Annotated in this window: 13 protein-coding genes; 7 read left to right on the top strand and 6 right to left on the bottom strand. The window is 72.2% G+C overall.

What is annotated here, in order from left to right; genetic code table 11:
• Positions 1 to 143: 143 nt before the first annotated feature.
• The 4 genes from ACRYCC_RS42175 to aceB all read right to left on the bottom strand — a co-directional run bounded on the left by ACRYCC_RS42175 (position 144) and on the right by aceB (position 5833).
• On the bottom strand, positions 144 to 1460 hold the full coding sequence (locus ACRYCC_RS42175; protein WP_433819778.1) for a (Fe-S)-binding protein: 1317 nt from the start codon (positions 1458 to 1460) through the stop codon (positions 144 to 146).
• Positions 1460 to 2698 (bottom strand): FAD-binding oxidoreductase, encoded by a 1239-nt coding sequence (locus tag ACRYCC_RS42170; protein ID WP_433819777.1) that lies wholly within the window; start codon positions 2696 to 2698, stop codon positions 1460 to 1462. The genes ACRYCC_RS42175 and ACRYCC_RS42170 overlap by 1 nt, the downstream gene beginning before the upstream one ends.
• Positions 2698 to 4146, bottom strand: a complete 1449-nt coding sequence (locus ACRYCC_RS42165) for an FAD-binding oxidoreductase (protein WP_433819776.1) — start codon at positions 4144 to 4146, stop codon at positions 2698 to 2700. The genes ACRYCC_RS42170 and ACRYCC_RS42165 overlap by 1 nt, the downstream gene beginning before the upstream one ends.
• 82 nt (positions 4147 to 4228) lie before the next feature.
• Positions 4229 to 5833 (bottom strand): malate synthase A, encoded by a 1605-nt coding sequence (gene aceB, locus ACRYCC_RS42160; protein WP_433819775.1) that lies wholly within the window; start codon positions 5831 to 5833, stop codon positions 4229 to 4231.
• Positions 5834 to 6114: 281 nt separating this feature from the next.
• On the opposite strand from aceB, the gene hflX reads away from it, so the two are divergent.
• The 7 genes from hflX to ACRYCC_RS42125 all read left to right on the top strand — a co-directional run bounded on the left by hflX (position 6115) and on the right by ACRYCC_RS42125 (position 12389).
• Positions 6115 to 7530, top strand: a complete 1416-nt coding sequence (hflX, locus tag ACRYCC_RS42155) for a GTPase HflX (RefSeq protein ID WP_433819773.1) — start codon at positions 6115 to 6117, stop codon at positions 7528 to 7530.
• Between the two features lie 646 nt (positions 7531 to 8176).
• Positions 8177 to 9388, top strand: coding sequence for an imidazolonepropionase (hutI, locus tag ACRYCC_RS42150; RefSeq protein ID WP_433819771.1), 1212 nt, complete (start codon positions 8177 to 8179; stop codon positions 9386 to 9388).
• Positions 9389 to 9404: 16 nt separating this feature from the next.
• Entirely contained in the window at positions 9405 to 10277 is an 873-nt protein-coding gene (locus ACRYCC_RS42145; RefSeq protein WP_433819770.1) for a DegV family protein, read from the top strand.
• 151 nt (positions 10278 to 10428) lie between these two features.
• Positions 10429 to 10818 carry a hypothetical protein gene (locus ACRYCC_RS42140; protein WP_433819768.1) on the top strand — a complete coding sequence of 130 codons (390 nt, stop codon included), beginning with the start codon at positions 10429 to 10431 and terminating at the stop codon, positions 10816 to 10818.
• Entirely contained in the window at positions 10815 to 11609 is a 795-nt protein-coding gene (locus tag ACRYCC_RS42135) for a hypothetical protein (RefSeq protein WP_433819767.1), read from the top strand. The genes ACRYCC_RS42140 and ACRYCC_RS42135 overlap by 4 nt, the downstream gene beginning before the upstream one ends.
• A 23-nt stretch (positions 11610 to 11632) precedes the next feature.
• Positions 11633 to 12088: a roadblock/LC7 domain-containing protein gene (locus tag ACRYCC_RS42130; protein ID WP_433819766.1), complete on the top strand. Its 456-nt coding sequence runs from the start codon at positions 11633 to 11635 to the stop codon at positions 12086 to 12088.
• On the top strand, positions 12018 to 12389 hold the full coding sequence (locus tag ACRYCC_RS42125; protein ID WP_433819765.1) for a hypothetical protein: 372 nt from the start codon (positions 12018 to 12020) through the stop codon (positions 12387 to 12389). Before ACRYCC_RS42130 ends, ACRYCC_RS42125 begins: the two co-directional genes overlap by 71 nt.
• Positions 12390 to 12538: 149 nt before the next feature.
• Here ACRYCC_RS42125 and ACRYCC_RS42120 read toward each other — a convergent pair whose 3' ends face one another.
• Positions 12539 to 14899 carry a ComEC/Rec2 family competence protein gene (locus ACRYCC_RS42120; RefSeq protein WP_433819764.1) on the bottom strand — a complete coding sequence of 787 codons (2361 nt, stop codon included), beginning with the start codon at positions 14897 to 14899 and terminating at the stop codon, positions 12539 to 12541.
• The coding region (locus ACRYCC_RS42115; RefSeq protein ID WP_433819763.1) for a ComEA family DNA-binding protein at positions 14886 to 15173 on the bottom strand (288 nt) is incomplete at its 5' end. The genes ACRYCC_RS42120 and ACRYCC_RS42115, both read right to left, overlap by 14 nt.

The following is a 15173-nucleotide window of genomic DNA, read 5'->3' as shown; positions in this document are numbered from 1 at the left end:
GTCCGGCCACTCGCCGTGACGCATCGTGTGATCCTGGTCGCCAGACAAACTACCGGAAGGCGTCGGCACACGCAGGCGCAGGTACCCTACTGGCCGATCGGCGTCCACCGGGCGGATCCGCCGCCGTTCGAACGGGCGGACGGTCACCTGTGCCGCAGGAACGTCTCCCGTCCGGTCCCGCGCAGGGACGCGTCGAGCAGCTCCGCCGGGTGCGCGACGGCGATCTCTCGGCCCTGCCGGCGCAGCGCCGTGGCGATCTGCATCGAGCAGCCGGGGTTGGCGGCGACCAGCAGCTCGGCGCCCGTCCGCCGCACGTGCTCCGCCTTGCGGTCGCCCAGCTCGGCGGCCGCCACCGGCTGCAGCAGGTTGTAGGTGCCGGCCGAGCCGCAGCAGATCTCGGCCTCGCCGACCTCCTCGAGCTCCAGGCCGGGGATGCCGCGCAGCAGATCGCGCGGCTGCCTGCGGATGCCCTGGGCGTGCGAGAGATGGCAGGCGTCGTGGTAGGCGACGGTGATCGGCAGCGGGTGCCGCTCGGCCCGCGGGCCGAGCTCGGCGAGGAACTCGGTGAGATCGCGCGTCCGGGCGCTGAGGGCGGCGGCCCGCCCGGCCCAGTCCGGCTGGTCGGCGAGCAGGTCGGCGTAGTCCTTCATGGCCGATCCGCAGCCGGCCGAGTTGACCACGATGGTGTCGATGCCGTCGAACGCCTGGATGGTCTGCTTGGCGAACTCTTCGGCCTCCGCGCGGCGGCCGGAGTGCAACGACAGCGCCCCGCAGCAGCCCTGGGCGGTGCCGATGACGACGTCGCAGCCCTCCATCGCCAGCACCCGGGCGGTCGCCGCGTTGACCTGGGGGAAGAACTCGCGTTGCACACAGCCGGTCAGCATGCCGACGGTGGCCCGCCGTTCCCCCCGGGCGGCGACGCGCTCGGGCAGCCGGGGCGCGGCGCCCAGCCGAGGGGTCAGCCGCTCCATCGCGGCCAGGGTCGGGGGCAGCCGGTCGAGCAGCCCGCTGCGCCTGACCAGCCTCTCCAGCCCGGACCGCTGGTACGCGCGCAGCGGCCCGCGCAGGGCCCGCAGCCGTTTCGGATAGGGGAACAGCGCGAAGATCATTTCACGGAGGAACTTCTCGCCGCGGGTCCGCGGATGCTCCTGCTCCACCTCGGCGCGGGTGGCCTCGATGAGCCGGTCGTACTGCACGCCGGAGGGGCAGGACGTCACGCAGGCCATGCACCCGAGGCAGGCGTCGAAGTGCCCCACCATCGGCTCGGACAGCGGGGCGCCCTCCGCGTGCTGCTTCATCAGGTGGATGCGGCCGCGCGGGGAGTCCATCTCCTCGCCCCACAGCAGGTACGTCGGGCAGGTCGGCAGGCAGAACCCGCAGTGCACGCAGTCGTCGATCAGCTCGTTCATCAGGTCGTCCCCGGGGACCGGCAGACCCGTTCCCGGCTCGTGCGTGCCCATCAGATGCCTCCCACGAAACGGCCCGGCGACAGGCGGCGCCCGGGGTCGAACTGGTCCTTGACCGCCCGCATCAGCGGCAGCGCGGGTACCGGCCCCCAGAAGTCGATCTCGTCGCGTACCGCCTCGGGGGCGTAGCGCACCACGGCGCCGCCCCGGTGCGGCGCCAGCGTCGCGCGCAGCCCGGCCAGCAGCCCGCCGACCTGGCCGGGCGGCGTCTCGGCGGGCACTCCGACCTGCCAGTTGCCGGTACCGGCGGATCCCCGCACCGAGGCGCCGGCCGGCGCGTCCCGCCCGTCCGCGCCGGCGAGCGCCAGCACGTCGGTGAGGGCGGTGGGCGGAGCGACGACCTCGATGAGGGTGCTGTCGTCGGGGTATCGGCCCCACCACGGTGGCGGCTCCGGCAGCACGGCCGCCTCACCCCCGAGGAGCCGGGCGACCTCCGCGCCGCGCGGCGGCATGCTCTCGGCCAGCCCCTCGACCAGCACCGCGACGGTGACCGGGCCGCCCGCGGGGGCGTCCACCTCGATCGCGCTGGGCACGACCGCGGAGTGCAGCACGGCCTGCACGGCCTGGTGCGCGCCGGCCGGGTCGGGGACGGTCCGGGTGACGTACGCCTGCGCGTCCGGCAGCGGGTGCAGCCGGAACGCCGCCTCCACGATCAGCCCCAGGGTGCCGTACGACCCGGTGAGCAGCTTGCCGAGGTCGTAGCCGGCGACGTTCTTGACCACCTTGCCGCCGGACTTGGCGATGGTGCCGTCGGCTCGCACGATGGTGACGCCGATCAGCAGGTCGCGGCCGGAGCCGTAGAACAGCCGGCGTGGTCCCGCGGCGGCCGTGGCCAGCGTCCCGCCGACCGTGGAGCCCGGCAGCGGGGTGTCCAGCGCGAGCTGCTGGCCCTGCGCGGCGAGCGGCTCCGCCAGCCGTTCCATCGTCAGCCCGGCCTCGACCTTGACCACCAGATCGCCCGCGGCGTGCTCGATGATCCGGTCCAGCCGCACGGTGTCGACCAGCAGGTCACAGCCGGCCGGGGGCCGCCCCCAGTCCAGCCGGGTCTCACCGCCCCGGGGGATCACGGTCAGCCCCCGCTCGGCGGCCACCCGCATGACCTCGCCGGCCTCGGCGACCGTCGCCGGTGCGGCGACGTAGGTCGGCGCGACGCCCAGCACGCCCTCCGCGGCCGTCCCCTCACGGACGTCCTCGCAGGCCTTCTGCAGCGCCGTCATCGTCCGGGTCGCCATCAGAACTGCTCCGCTCTTCCCTGCTCCACCAGCGGGTGGACGCCTTTCCGGACGCCGGGCACCTCGCCGCACAGCCGAGGGGTCGGGAACACCTTGCCAGGGTTGCAGAGCCCGGCCGGGTCGAACGCGCACCGCACCATCTGCATGGTGTCGAGGTCGGCGCCGGTGAACATGCGCGGCATGTAGCGCGCCTTGTCGACGCCCACCCCGTGCTCGCCGGTGATCGATCCGCCGTGCTCGATGCACAGGTCGAGGATCTTGCCGGAGACCTCCTCGGCCCGCTCGCCCGCCCCGGGTTCGGCGTCGTCGAAGAGCACCAGCGGATGGAGGTTGCCGTCGCCGGCGTGGAAGACGTTGGCCACCCGCACGCCTGACTCGCGCGACAGCAGGTCGATGCGGGCGAGGACCTCGGGCAGGGCCGTGCGCGGGATCACGCCGTCCTGGACCAGGTAGGCGGGGCTGATCCGGCCGACGGCCGCGAACGCCGACTTGCGTCCCCTCCAGATCAGGGCGCGCTCCTCGTCGTCGGCGGCGGTCCGGACCTCGAACGCACCGGCGTCCCGGCAGAGCCGCTGCACCTGCGCGAAGCGGTGCTCGACCTCCGTGGCGGGCCCGTCCAGCTCGACGATGAGGACGGCGCCGGCGCCGGCCGGATACTCGCACTGCACGGCGGCCTCGGCGGCCTCGATGGCGAGGGCGTCCATCATCTCGATCGCGGCGGGGACCACCCCGGTGCGGATGATCGCCGAGACCGCCTCGCCGCCGGCCTCGATCGAGGTGAACGCCGCCAGCAGGGTCTGGACCGTCTCCGGCAGCCGGGTCAGCCTCACCGTGACCTTGGTGGTGATGCCGATGGTGCCTTCCGAGCCGATGAACACCCCGAGCAGGTCGTAGCCGGCGCCGCCCGCGGTGATCTCCACGATGTCGCCAGCGGGGGTGACGATCTCGCAGGCCAGCACGTGGTTGGCGGTGAAGCCGTACTTGAGGCAGTGCGCCCCGCCGGAATTCTCGGCCACGTTGCCGCCGATGGAGCAGATCTGCTGGCTGGACGGGTCGGGCGCGAAGTAGTAGCCGTACGGCCTCGCGGCCTTGCTCACGTCCAGGTTGATCACGCCGGGCTCGACGACCGCCCGCTGGTTCGCCGCGTCGATGGACAGGATGCGGCGCATCCGGGAGGTCACGATCAGCACCCCGTCGGTGCGCGGCAGGGCGCCGCCCGACAGCCCGGTGCCCGAGCCGCGGGCGACGTAGGGGATCCCGGCCGCCACGCAGACCCGGACGATGGCCGCGATCTGCTCGGCGGTGTCGGGCAGCACGACGATGCCGGGCGTGGCCTTGTGATAGGTCAGGCCGTCGCATTCGTAGGTGCGCAGCCGTACCGGATCGGTGATGACCCCGTCCGCTCCGGTGATCTCGGTGAACCGTCTCGCGAGCGCCTCAACGTCCATGGTCGTCACCTCGTCCCGGATTCCCCTTCGTGATCATGCGGTCTCCCGTCGGGCGATTGCATGATCACGAAGGAGGAAGGTGTCACGGCATGCGCTCGTAGGCAGGGAGGGTCAGGAAGTCGGCGTAGTCGCCGGCCAGAGTGACCTCCTTGAACAGCGTCACGGCCTGAGCGTAACGCGGTTCGTTGAAGGCGCCGCCGAGTTCTTCCCGGATCTTCGTCAGCTCCTCCTCGAGGATCTGCTCGACCAGCTCCTTGGTGACCGTCTGGCCATCTGTGAGCTCGACATCATTGTAGATCCATTGCCACACCTGCGAGCGGGAGATCTCCGCCGTCGCGGCGTCCTCCATCAGGTTGTGGATGGCGACCGCGCCGCCCCCGCCGAGCCAGGTGGCCAGGTAGCGCAGTGCCACGTCGATGTTGTTGCGCAGACCCGCCTCGGTGATCTCACCCGGGGTCTGGGAGATCGCCAGCAGGTCGGCGGCCGACACGTCGACGTCCTCGCGGAGCCGGTCGCGCTGGTTGGGCCGCTCGCCGAGCACGTCGTCGAAGACCTCACGGCACAGGTCCACCATGCCCGGGTGGGCGACCCAGGAGCCGTCGAAGCCGTCGCCGGACTCGCGGGTCTTGTCCGCCCGCACCTTCTCGAAGGCGACCTTGTTGATCTCCTCGTCGCGGGAGGGGATGAAGGCGGCCATGCCGCCGATCGCGTGGGCGCCGCGCTTGTGGCAGGTCCGGACCAGCAGCTCGGTGTAGGCGCGCATGAACGGCGCGGTCATCGTGATGGAGTTGCGCTCGGGGAGCACGAAGTCGCGGCCCCGGTCGCGGAACTTCTTGATCACGGAGAAGAGGTAGTCCCAGCGGCCCGCGTTGAGCCCCGCGGAGTGCTCGCGCAGCTCGTACAGGATCTCCTCCATCTCGAACGCGGCCGGGATCGTCTCGATCAGCACCGTCGCGCGGATGGTCCCCTGGGGGATCCCCAGCTCGTCCTGGGCCCGCTTGAACACGTCGTTCCAGAGCCGGGCCTCGAGGTGGCTCTCCATCTTGGGGAGGTAGTAGTACGGGCCCTTGCCCTTGGCCAGCTGGCGCCGTCCGGAGTGGAAGAGGTAGAGGCCGAAGTCGAACAGCGAGCCCGACATGGGCCGGCCGTCCACCTGGAGGTGCTTCTCCTCCATGTGCCAGCCACGGGGGCGCACCACGATGGTGGCGAGCTCGTCGTCGGCCCTGAGCGCGTAGGACTTGCCGCTCTTGGGATCGGTGAAGTCGATCGTGCGGTCGAGCGCGTCCCGCAGGTTGAGCTGGCCCTGGACCATGTTGTCCCAGAGCGGGGTGTTGGCGTCCTCGAAGTCGGCCAGCCACACCTTCGCGCCGGAGTTGAGCGCGTTGATCGTCATCTTGCGGTCGGTGGGACCGGTGATCTCGACCCGCCGGTCGACCAGGCCCGGCGCGGGGTCGGCGACCCGCCAGGAGGGGTCCTCGCGCACCTGGGCGGTCTCGGGCAGGAAGTCCAGGGTGCCGCCCTTGGACAGCGCCTCCTGCCGCTCCACCCGCTTGGCCAGGAGCCCCTCGCGGCGGGCGCCGAACTCCCGCTGCAGGGTCGCGAGGAAGCCGACCGCCTCGGGCGTGAGGATCTCGTCGTAACGATCGTGAAGAGGCCCGGTGACCTCGACGCCTTCGGGACTGGCCATCTGCCTGACCTTTCGTCTAGCGAAAATCGACTTCTACTTAGTGGAACGCTAGTCGGTTCCCCGGATATCGGTCAAAGTGGGCTTTCCCACCTGGCCGGACCGGCACCACCTGGCCGTCATACCCGTCGAACCGGGAGAGACTCCGGTCGTGGCCCGGCATCCGCCCCCGGTGGCCGGGGAATAAAGCAGGTGACCGAGCCGGTGGGCCGTGGGACGATCGCCGGGAAGTTCCGGCCCCGCCCGGACGTTGATATCGATGAGTTCGCTGAGTCTGGAGGAACATGACTACTGCCCCTTATGAAGACCATGAGGAAGAGCCGATGACGGGAGACCTCGATCTCGCAGACCGGCAGGCTCTTCGTCGCGTCGGGGGGCTGTCGACCGAGCTCGCCGATGTCACCGAGGTCGAGTACCGGTCCCTGCGCCTGGAGCGCGTCGTGCTCATCGGCGTGTGGACGGAGGGTACGGCCGCGCAGGCGGAGTACTCCATGCGGGAGCTCGCGCTGCTCGCCGAGACCGCCGGCTCGGAGGTGCTGGACGGCCTGATCCAGCGCCGGAGCAAGCCCGACCCGGGCACCTACGTCGGCTCCGGCAAGGCGGAGGAGCTGTGCGACGTCGTCATCGCGACCGGCGCCGACACCGTCATCTGCGACGGTGAGCTCACCCCCGGCCAGCTACGTCAGCTCGAAGAGATCGTCAAGGTCAAGGTCATCGACCGTACCGCCCTCATCCTCGACATCTTCGCGCAGCACGCCCGCAGCCGGGAGGGCAAGGCGCAGGTCGAGCTGGCCCAGCTCAACTACCTGCTGCCGCGCCTGCGCGGCTGGGGTGGCAACCTCTCCCGGCAGGTCGGAGGCCGGGCGGCCGGCGGCGTCGGCATCGGCGGCCGTGGCCCCGGTGAGACGAAGATCGAGCTGGACCGCCGGCGCATCCGCACCCGGATCGCCAAGCTGCGCAGGCAGCTCGCCGAGATGAGCACCTCCCGCGACACCAAGCGGGCGGAGCGGCGGCGCCGTGAGGTGCCGTCGGTGGCGATCGCCGGCTACACCAACGCCGGCAAGTCCTCGCTGCTCAACCGGCTGACCGGCGCCGGGGTGCTGGTGGAGAACGCCCTGTTCGCCACCCTCGACCCCACGGTGCGCAAGGCGCAGTCCCCGTCCGGGCGCAACTTCACCCTGGCGGACACGGTGGGCTTCGTACGGCACCTGCCGCACCAGCTCGTGGAGGCCTTCCGCTCCACCCTGGAGGAGGTCGCGGACGCCGACCTGATCCTGCACATCGTGGACGGCTCCGACAGCGACCCGGAGGCGCAGCTCGACGCGGTCCGCGAGGTGCTGCGCGAGATCGACGCCGGGTCGGTGAAGGAACTGGTCGTGATCAACAAGTCCGACGCCGCCGATCCGCTCGCGCTGGCCCGGCTACAGCGCCGCGAACCGCACAGCGTGGTGGTCTCGGCCCGCACCGGTGCGGGCGTCGAGGAGCTCCTCGCGGCGATCGAGCGGGAGCTGCCCGTGCTCGACCGCGAGGTGCACGTGCTGCTGCCGTACGGCCGGGGCGATCTGGTGGCCCGCACGCACGATCACGGCGAGGTGTTCAAGCAGGAGCACACCGAGAACGGCACCGCGCTGCACGCGCGGGTGCCGCTGGCCCTCTACGCGGAGCTGGAGCGCTTCACCGTCACCCCGGCTCCGGCCTGACCCTGCTCGTGCCTGACGCCGGCGTACCGGCGTGCGTGCGCGGCCGGCTGTGACGATAAGCCCCGGGTGGCTATCCGCCCGGGGCTTATTGCTGGACATTGACAGAAATGGCGATCGCCTGGGCGGGACAACTGGCGAATCCCTGTGGCGGAGCCATATATTTCCCTACGGTCTGTTGGTCGGGGGCGACGGCACACCAGGGGGTGAGCAGGTATTGCATGCAGTATTTCCTTTCGTGAGAGTTATGTCGGTTTCTGTAACCGGGCACGCTCGCCGTCCGGACCTGGGAGACTGTGAGTCGGGGAGGGGTGCTCGTCGGTGGCCGTCCCGGCCGGAACTTTCCCCGATACCCCCTGCGTTTGGTGGCAAGAGGTTGTATGCCGGGCCTTCAGTGCACTACCGTGACGAAACCGATATCTCCGGGCTCGTTGCTCCCGGTGATCGTCCGATCACCGACAACCCCACGATGGTTCGCCGGCACCCAGTCGGCCATGACGATCGAGAGCAGGTGACCGTCTGGTGTGGGATCGAGAGCAGGTGAGACCCGCCACCATGTACGAGGGGGAGCAGGGGAGACCCACCACCATGTGCCTGGTGTTCCGATTGTCCGCTGCCGCGCGCTGCCGCGAAACTGGCCGGTGAAACTATGACGGTACGGTTGCTGACGAACATCGGCAGGCTCTGGACGGGCACCGATGTCTGTAGCAATGCCGCCATTCTCATTCACGACGACCGCATCGTATGGGCCGGCCCCGCCGCGGATCTGCCGCAGAGCGTGCCCGGTGTCATCGATGACATCGTCGACGTGGATCACGTCGAGAACCTCGGTGGCGGGCTGGTCACGCCAGGGCTGATCGACGCGCACTCCCATCCCGTCTACGCCGGCAACCGCTGGGCCGAGCTCGCGATGCTCTCGAGCGGCTCCACCGAGCGGGAGATTATGGCCGCGGGCGGCGGGGTCTACTCGACGGTGACCGTGACCCGCGGGACCGACCCCTGGACACTGTGCAACGCGGTCCGGGAGCGGCTGCGCCACTGGATCCACAGCGGCACCACCACGGTCGAGGCCAAGACCGGATATCACCTCACCCGCGACGGTGAGCTCGCCGACATCCGGCTGCTGCGCGGCCTGGAGAGCGAACCGGCGATGCCGCGCATCCACGCGACCTTCCTGGCCGCGCACGTGCTGCCGCCGGAGTTCTTCGGCAGGCGCCGGGACTACGTCGAGGCGGTGCGCCTGTGGGCGGGCGACGCGGCGGCGGCCGGCGCGGACAGCATCGACGTCTACTGCGACGACGGCCACTTCACCGCCGACGAGGCGCGGGCCGTGCTGCTCACCGGCAAGCGGGTCGGCCTCAAGGCCCGGATCCACGCCTGCGGCAAGGAGCGGATGGGCGCGGCGCATGTCGCCGCCGAGGTCGGCTGCTCCTCCGCGGACCTGCTCAACGAGGCCAACGAGGACGACATCAAGGCGCTGGCGCACGCCGGGGTCACCGCGACGGTGTGCCCGGGCAGCTCGCTCGCCGGCGGACGCCGCAAGGCGCCGGTCCGGGCGATGCTCGACCGCGGCGTGACGATCGCCCTCGGCACCGACCACAACCCGGGTCAGTGCGGCATCACCTCGATGCCGCTCATCATCGGCCTCGCGGTGGCGGAGTACGGGCTGAGCGTCACCGAGGCGCTGCGCGCCGCCACGCTGGGCGGTGCGTCCGCCCTGCGGGTCGGCGACCGGGGTTCGCTGGCGCCCGGCATGATGGCCGACATCGTGCTGTGGGACGCCGATCACGAGGGCGCCTTCGCCTGGTCCTTCGGGCTTCGGGCCGTGCGTGTCTGGCGGGGTGGCGTTCCCATCCAGTAGGGGTAGTCTCCCGGGCATGGGTGCTGAGGTCGCGATTGTCACGGATTCCACCGCGTACCTCCCCCCGGGGCTCGCCGAGCGGCACGACATCACCGTGGTGCCGCTACAGCTCACCGTGGGCGGGGCCCTCCGGGAAGAAGGCGTGGACATCTCCGCCGCCGACGCCGCGCAGGCGCTGCGCGAATGGAACCCCGTCACCACCTCCCGGCCGTCCCCCGAGCGGTTCTCCGCGGCCTACACGGCGGCCACCGCCACCGGGGCGACCGCCATCGTCTCGGTGCACCTGTCCGGTGCCATGTCCGGGACGGTGGAGGCGGCCCGGCTGGCCGCCGAGGCCGCGCCGGTCCCGGTCCGGGTCGTGGACACCGGCAGCATCGGCATGGGACTGGGCTTCGCCGCGCTGTCGGCGGCGGCGACCGCGCTGACCGGCGCCTCCCTCGACGAGGTCGCGAAGGCGGCGATGGACCGGGCCGACATCTGCCGCTCGCTGTTCTACGTCGCCACCCTGGAGCACCTGCGCCGCGGCGGCCGGATCGGCGCCGCGGCGAGCCTGCTGGGCTCGGCGCTCATGGTCAAGCCGCTGCTCGGCATCGAGGACGGCCGGATCGCCCCGCTGGAGAAGGTCCGCACGGCCTCACGGGCGGTGGCCCGGCTGGAGGAGCTCGCCGTCGAGACGGCGGGCACCCGGCCGGTCGACATCGCCGTCCAGCACCTGGCCGCGGCGGCCCGGGCCGAGGCGCTCGCGGACCGGTTGCGCGAGCGGATCCCGCATCTGGTCGACGTGTACGTCGGTGAGGTCGGCCCGGTGATCGGCGCACATGTGGGCCCCGGCATGCTCGGCGTCGTGGTGGCCCCCCAGCTCGGCACGGTCTCCTCAGCGCCGGGATGATCGGCGGGACTCCCGGCCGGCAGGCCGGAGGAACAATACTTATCGGTATCCGATAACCAACAAATAAACATCGCGCATCTATTGCCATTCCACCGGATCATCCATCTATAGCCTTGCATTTCAGGAATACTCCTATCTGGCCTGAGATGAGGTGGACGAGCTGCGCGGAATCGAGGACTGCCTGACGCGGGCGATGGCGATCCCTGGCGCCCAGGGCGTCACGTTGGTCGACTACACCAGCGGCCTCGTCATCGCCGCCGCCGGCAGTGAGCAGCTCCTTGACCGGGACGAGAACGCCGCCGGGATGACGGACCTGCTCCGTGCCGTGCTCGCCAGCCCCGCTCTCTCCTCGACGCCGACCGGTGACGATATCGAGGACATCGTCATTTCCGGTACGGCCGGATATCACCTTCTTGCCCTGATTCGAACGGTATTTGACGGGCAATTGTTCCTTCACGTACGGCTCGACCGGCGGCGTGGCAACATCGCGCTGGCCCGCCACAGCATTCAGTTGATCGTCCGCGAAATGGTGGCCCCGTGAAGGGCTCCCCGATAGAGCTGGAGCTCAACCGGCTGGCCGAGAGCGGGGCGACCGGTGCCCTGCACGTCGGCGCCGAGGGCTCGCTCTTCCTCACCGACGGAATGGTGACGTTCGCCCAGAGCGAGCGGGCCACCAGCCTCGACCTTCTCCTCACCGCCTCCGGCAGGGTGAGCGAGCAGAGCTGGCAGCGGGCCCGGGCCAGGGGAGCGCCGCCCGCCACCTGGAAGGCGGCCACGGCCAAGCGCCTGAGCCACGCCGAGTTCGAGACCTTCGTCCTGCTCGCCATCTTCGACGCCGCCTTCTTCCTGCTTCCCTCCTCCGAGCCGGCCGGGTTCGCCGAGGCAGAACGGCACTGGCTCGACCCGATCTGGCGGATCACGCCGGGCACGCTCGCCCATGAGTGCCGCCGCAGGCAGGCACAGCTCGAGGCCGCGTGGCCGTACGCGCTGGCCGATGACGCGCCGGTCATCCCCATCAGGAGACTGCGCAGGCAACGCGTCATCCTGACCGGGCTCCAGGCGGAGCTCCTGCTGAACGCCGACGGGCACCGCACCGTGACGGACCTCGCCCGTGAACTCGGCCGGACCTGCTTCGGCTCGCTGCTGGCCCTGCGGGGTCTCGCGGCGGCCTCGCTCGTGCACGTGGAGTCGACGACTCCGCGCCGGCGGCGGCCCGCCCTCGCCCCACCTCCGGTGAACCCGCCCGCGGAGGCTCCCGGGCAGCCCCGCTGGGCGGCGGTCGAGCAGGACCTGCTGGTACGCCTCCGCGACGCGCTGACGGAGTTCACATGAACCAGGAAGAGACCGAAGAGGCCGTGCTGGCGGAGCTCGGGCCGCTGCGCCGGCGGATCGCGCAGCTCTCGGGCAGCCTCGTGGCCACCTGTGACGGGCTTCTCGTCGCCCACGACCTTCCGCCTGATCTCGAACCCGCGGGGATGGCCGCGCTGGCCGCCTCCGAGCTGTCGCTCAGCCACCAGATGATGCTGAACACGCACGACGGAGACTTCGACGAGGTCGTCATCCGCGGGACCGGAGGCTACGTCGTGATCTACGCGGCCGGGCCGCACGCTTCCCTGACCCTCCTCGCCGGACCGGAGGTCAATGTTGGCCGGCTCCATCTGGAAGCGCGTCCCGTGGCGCGCACCATCGCCGATCACCTGGCGGATTCCACCCACCCGTTACGAAACCGGAGGAACGCTCATGTCCAATCTGGAAACGGCGCTGAAGGAGATGATGGCGATCGACGGGGCGCTCGGATGCGCCGTCGTTGACTACGGCAGCGGGATGGCGCTCGGTGTCCTCGGCAGCTCCAAGAGCCTGGACCTGCAGGTCGCCTCGGCGGGCAACACCGAGGTCATGCGCGCCAAGATGCGCACCATCGATCAGCTGGGGCTGAAGGACGCCATCGAGGACATCCTGATCTCCCTCACCAACCAGTACCACGTCCTGCGGCCCATCTCCGGCCGCAACGGTCAGGGCCTGTTCCTCTACATGGCACTGGACCGCACCCGCGCCAACCTGGCGTTGGCGCGGCACCAGCTCAAACGGGTCGAGGAGACCATCGAGATCTGATTCCGGCCCGGCCTTCGTGAGCTCTGCCGCTGCCGCAGAGATCACGAAGGCCGGTTCGGTGCCACGGCCCCGGTGCGGCCCGGCCCGGTGCGGCCGGCCCTGGTGGTCGGCGCGCATGCGATGCTTGCGTGCCGGTGACCCCGGCCGGCTCAGTGCCGGGGGGATCCGCGGGTGAGCACCGCGGGGCCGGTACGGGTCCGCAGGACGGCGACGTCACCGGCCTGGTCGGTGCGGTAGACGCGCATGCCGAGCCTGCCGAGCAGCGCCAGCGTGGGCCCGGCGGGGTGGCCGTAGTCGTTGCCGGCCCCGACCGAGGCGACCGCGATCCGGGCGCGGGTCGCCGCGAGGAAACCGGGGTCCTGCCGGCGCGAGCCATGATGCGGGACCTTGAGCACGTCGACCGCCGGGACCCGCGGGGCCAGGTCGTGCTGGGCCTCGGACTCGACGTCGCCGGAGAGCAGCGCGCTCAGGGCCGGGACGTCTCCGCCGCCCGCCCAGCGGGCCACCAGGACGACGCTGGCGTTGTTGACGGTGGTGCCGTCGTCCCGGGTGGAGACCTTCACCCCGGCCGGTCCGGGGGCCAGCACCGACAGCGTCAGCGGCCCCGCCTGCCAGCTCTGGCCCGGCGCGGCGGCCCGGACCCCCAGGCCGCGCAGGAACCGCGACTCCTCGCCCTCGCTCAGCGGGCTGGGCAGGACCGCGCCGACGGTGCGGCCGTGCCGGACGCCGGGCACCCCGTTGACGTGGTCGGCGTGCGGATGCGTGAGCACCAGCAGCGCCACCGTGTGCACGCCCAGGCGTTCGAGGCAGCCGTCCATGAGCCGCGGATCGGGCCCGGCGTCGACCACGACGGCGCGCGCCTCACCGGCGTTGAGCACGAGCCCGTCGCCCTGCCCCACGTCGCAGGCGACCAGGGACCAGCCCCGCGGCGGCCAGCCCGGCGTCAGGATCGCCGTCACGACCAGCACCGTCAGCACGCCCGCCACGGCGGCCGCCGTGAGCCGCAGCAACCGCCGGTGCCTGACGACCACGACCGCGGCCACCACCGCGCCCATCAGCACCACGGCGCCGGGCACCCCGTCCGGCAGGCCGACGTTCGCGTACGGCACGGCGGCGGCGGTACGGGCCACCCAGATGATCCAGCTCACGGCGAGCCCGGCAGGCCACACCAGCAGCCGGGCCACCGGCATCGCGACCGGCGCGACCGCGGCGGCGAGCGCGCCGAGCAGGGTCGCGGGCACCACCGCCGGCTCGGCCAGCAGGTTCGCCGCGACGGCGACCAGGCCGATCTCGCCGGACAGCATCACCAGCACCGGAGTGCAGGCGACCTGGGCGGCGGCCGCCATCGCGAGGACGTCCGCGATCCCGCGCGGCAGCCACCGCCGCAGCCGGGTCCGCCACGGCGGGGCCAGGACGAGCAGGCCCGCCGTGGCGAGCACCGACAGCGCGAAGCCGTAGGAGCGGCCGAGCGCGGGGTCGGCGAGCACCAGGATCAGCACCGCCGCGCACAGGGCCGGCACGCCGCGCCGCTCCCGCCCGGTGGCCAGCGCGATCAGCCCGATCATGCCCATGACCGTGGCGCGCAGCACACTCGGCTCCGGCCGGGCGACGACCACGAAGGCGAGCACGGCGGCCCCCGCCGCCAGGGGCGCGGCGCGCCGGCTCAGCCCGGCCCACCGGGCGAGGCCGAGGACCGCACCGGTGACGATCGCGATGTTGGCTCCGGAGACGACCATGAGGTGGGTGAGCCCGGACGTTGTGAAGGCCTCGGCGATCCGCGGATCGAGCCGGGAGGTGTCGCCCACGACCATGCCCGGGAGCACCCCGCGCGGTGCCGGGGAAAGCCCGCTCACCGCCTCGCGCAGCCCGGCCCGCACGCCCTCCGCCGCCCGCTGCACCGCCGACGGCGGGCCCACCTCCAGCGGCGGACCGCGGACCAGGGCCACCGCGGCGAGCAGCTCGCCCGGGCGCGGCACCACCAGCCGCGCGGTGAACCGCACCCGCCGGCTGGGCAGCAGGTCCCGCCACTGCGGGGTGCGGGCCAGCACCAGCACCGGGACCCGGACCGCGGTGACGCGTCCCCGGACGCGCACACTCTCGGCCCGGACCCGTAGCGCCACCAGCTCGCGCCCCCGCACGGTGCTCACCCGCGGGTCCTCGGTGACGACGGCCTCCAGAGTGGTCGGCGCCTCGGCGACGGCCAGCTCGCGGACCGGACCCGAGCCGACCGCGGAGAGCCGCAGCCCCACCCCGGCGGCGGAGGACGCCGCGCACGCCAGCGCGGCACCCGCCAGCACCCGGCGGGCGGTGCCGGCTCCCGGTGGCCTTCCCGCGAGGGCGCGCGGCCTCAGCAGGAGCAGTGCCGACGCCGCGCAGAGCCCGGCGGTGGCGTAGGCGGCCCACGCCGGGCAGCCGACGAGCACCAGCGCGGCCAGCCACACCGCCGACGCCGGCGCCACCAGCCGGAGGTCATGACCTCCGGTGGTGGCCGGCGGCTCAGACCCGGACACGTTCTCTCAGGTCCGCGAACCGCCGGGCACCGATCCCGCTGACCTGGCGCAGCTCCTCGACACCGCGGAACCCGCCCTGCCGCGTGCGGAAGTCGATGATCCGCTGGGCGAGCACCGGACCCACGCCGGGGAGCCGTTGCAACTGCTCGGAGGTCGCCGCGTTGAGATCCAGCGGGCCCGCCGGATCGCCGCCCGCCACGGCCCCGCCGGCCGGGTCACCGGCCGCCGGAGCGCCGCCGCCCGGCTGGGGCCCTCCCGGGCCGGGCACGCCGGC

The organism is Actinomadura scrupuli (assembly GCF_050971785.1).
In the GTDB taxonomy this organism is placed as follows: Bacteria; Actinomycetota; Actinomycetes; order Streptosporangiales; family Streptosporangiaceae; genus Actinomadura_E; species Actinomadura_E scrupuli.
Note: the sequence above shows the minus strand (reverse complement) of the source record. Positions and strands in the feature narration are given on the sequence as shown.

Coding starts and splice junctions, on each gene's coding strand:
- ACRYCC_RS42145 (WP_433819770.1), top strand. CDS start 9,405: ATGGGTGCTGAGGTCGCGATTGTCACGGATTCCACCGCGTACCTCCCC.
- ACRYCC_RS42170 (WP_433819777.1), bottom strand. CDS start 2,698: ATGGCGACCCGGACGATGACGGCGCTGCAGAAGGCCTGCGAGGACGTC.
- ACRYCC_RS42165 (WP_433819776.1), bottom strand. CDS start 4,146: ATGGACGTTGAGGCGCTCGCGAGACGGTTCACCGAGATCACCGGAGCG.
- hflX (WP_433819773.1), top strand. CDS start 6,115: ATGACTACTGCCCCTTATGAAGACCATGAGGAAGAGCCGATGACGGGA.
- aceB (WP_433819775.1), bottom strand. CDS start 5,833: ATGGCCAGTCCCGAAGGCGTCGAGGTCACCGGGCCTCTTCACGATCGT.
- ACRYCC_RS42175 (WP_433819778.1), bottom strand. CDS start 1,460: ATGGGCACGCACGAGCCGGGAACGGGTCTGCCGGTCCCCGGGGACGAC.
- ACRYCC_RS42125 (WP_433819765.1), top strand. CDS start 12,018: ATGTCCAATCTGGAAACGGCGCTGAAGGAGATGATGGCGATCGACGGG.
- hutI (WP_433819771.1), top strand. CDS start 8,177: ATGACGGTACGGTTGCTGACGAACATCGGCAGGCTCTGGACGGGCACC.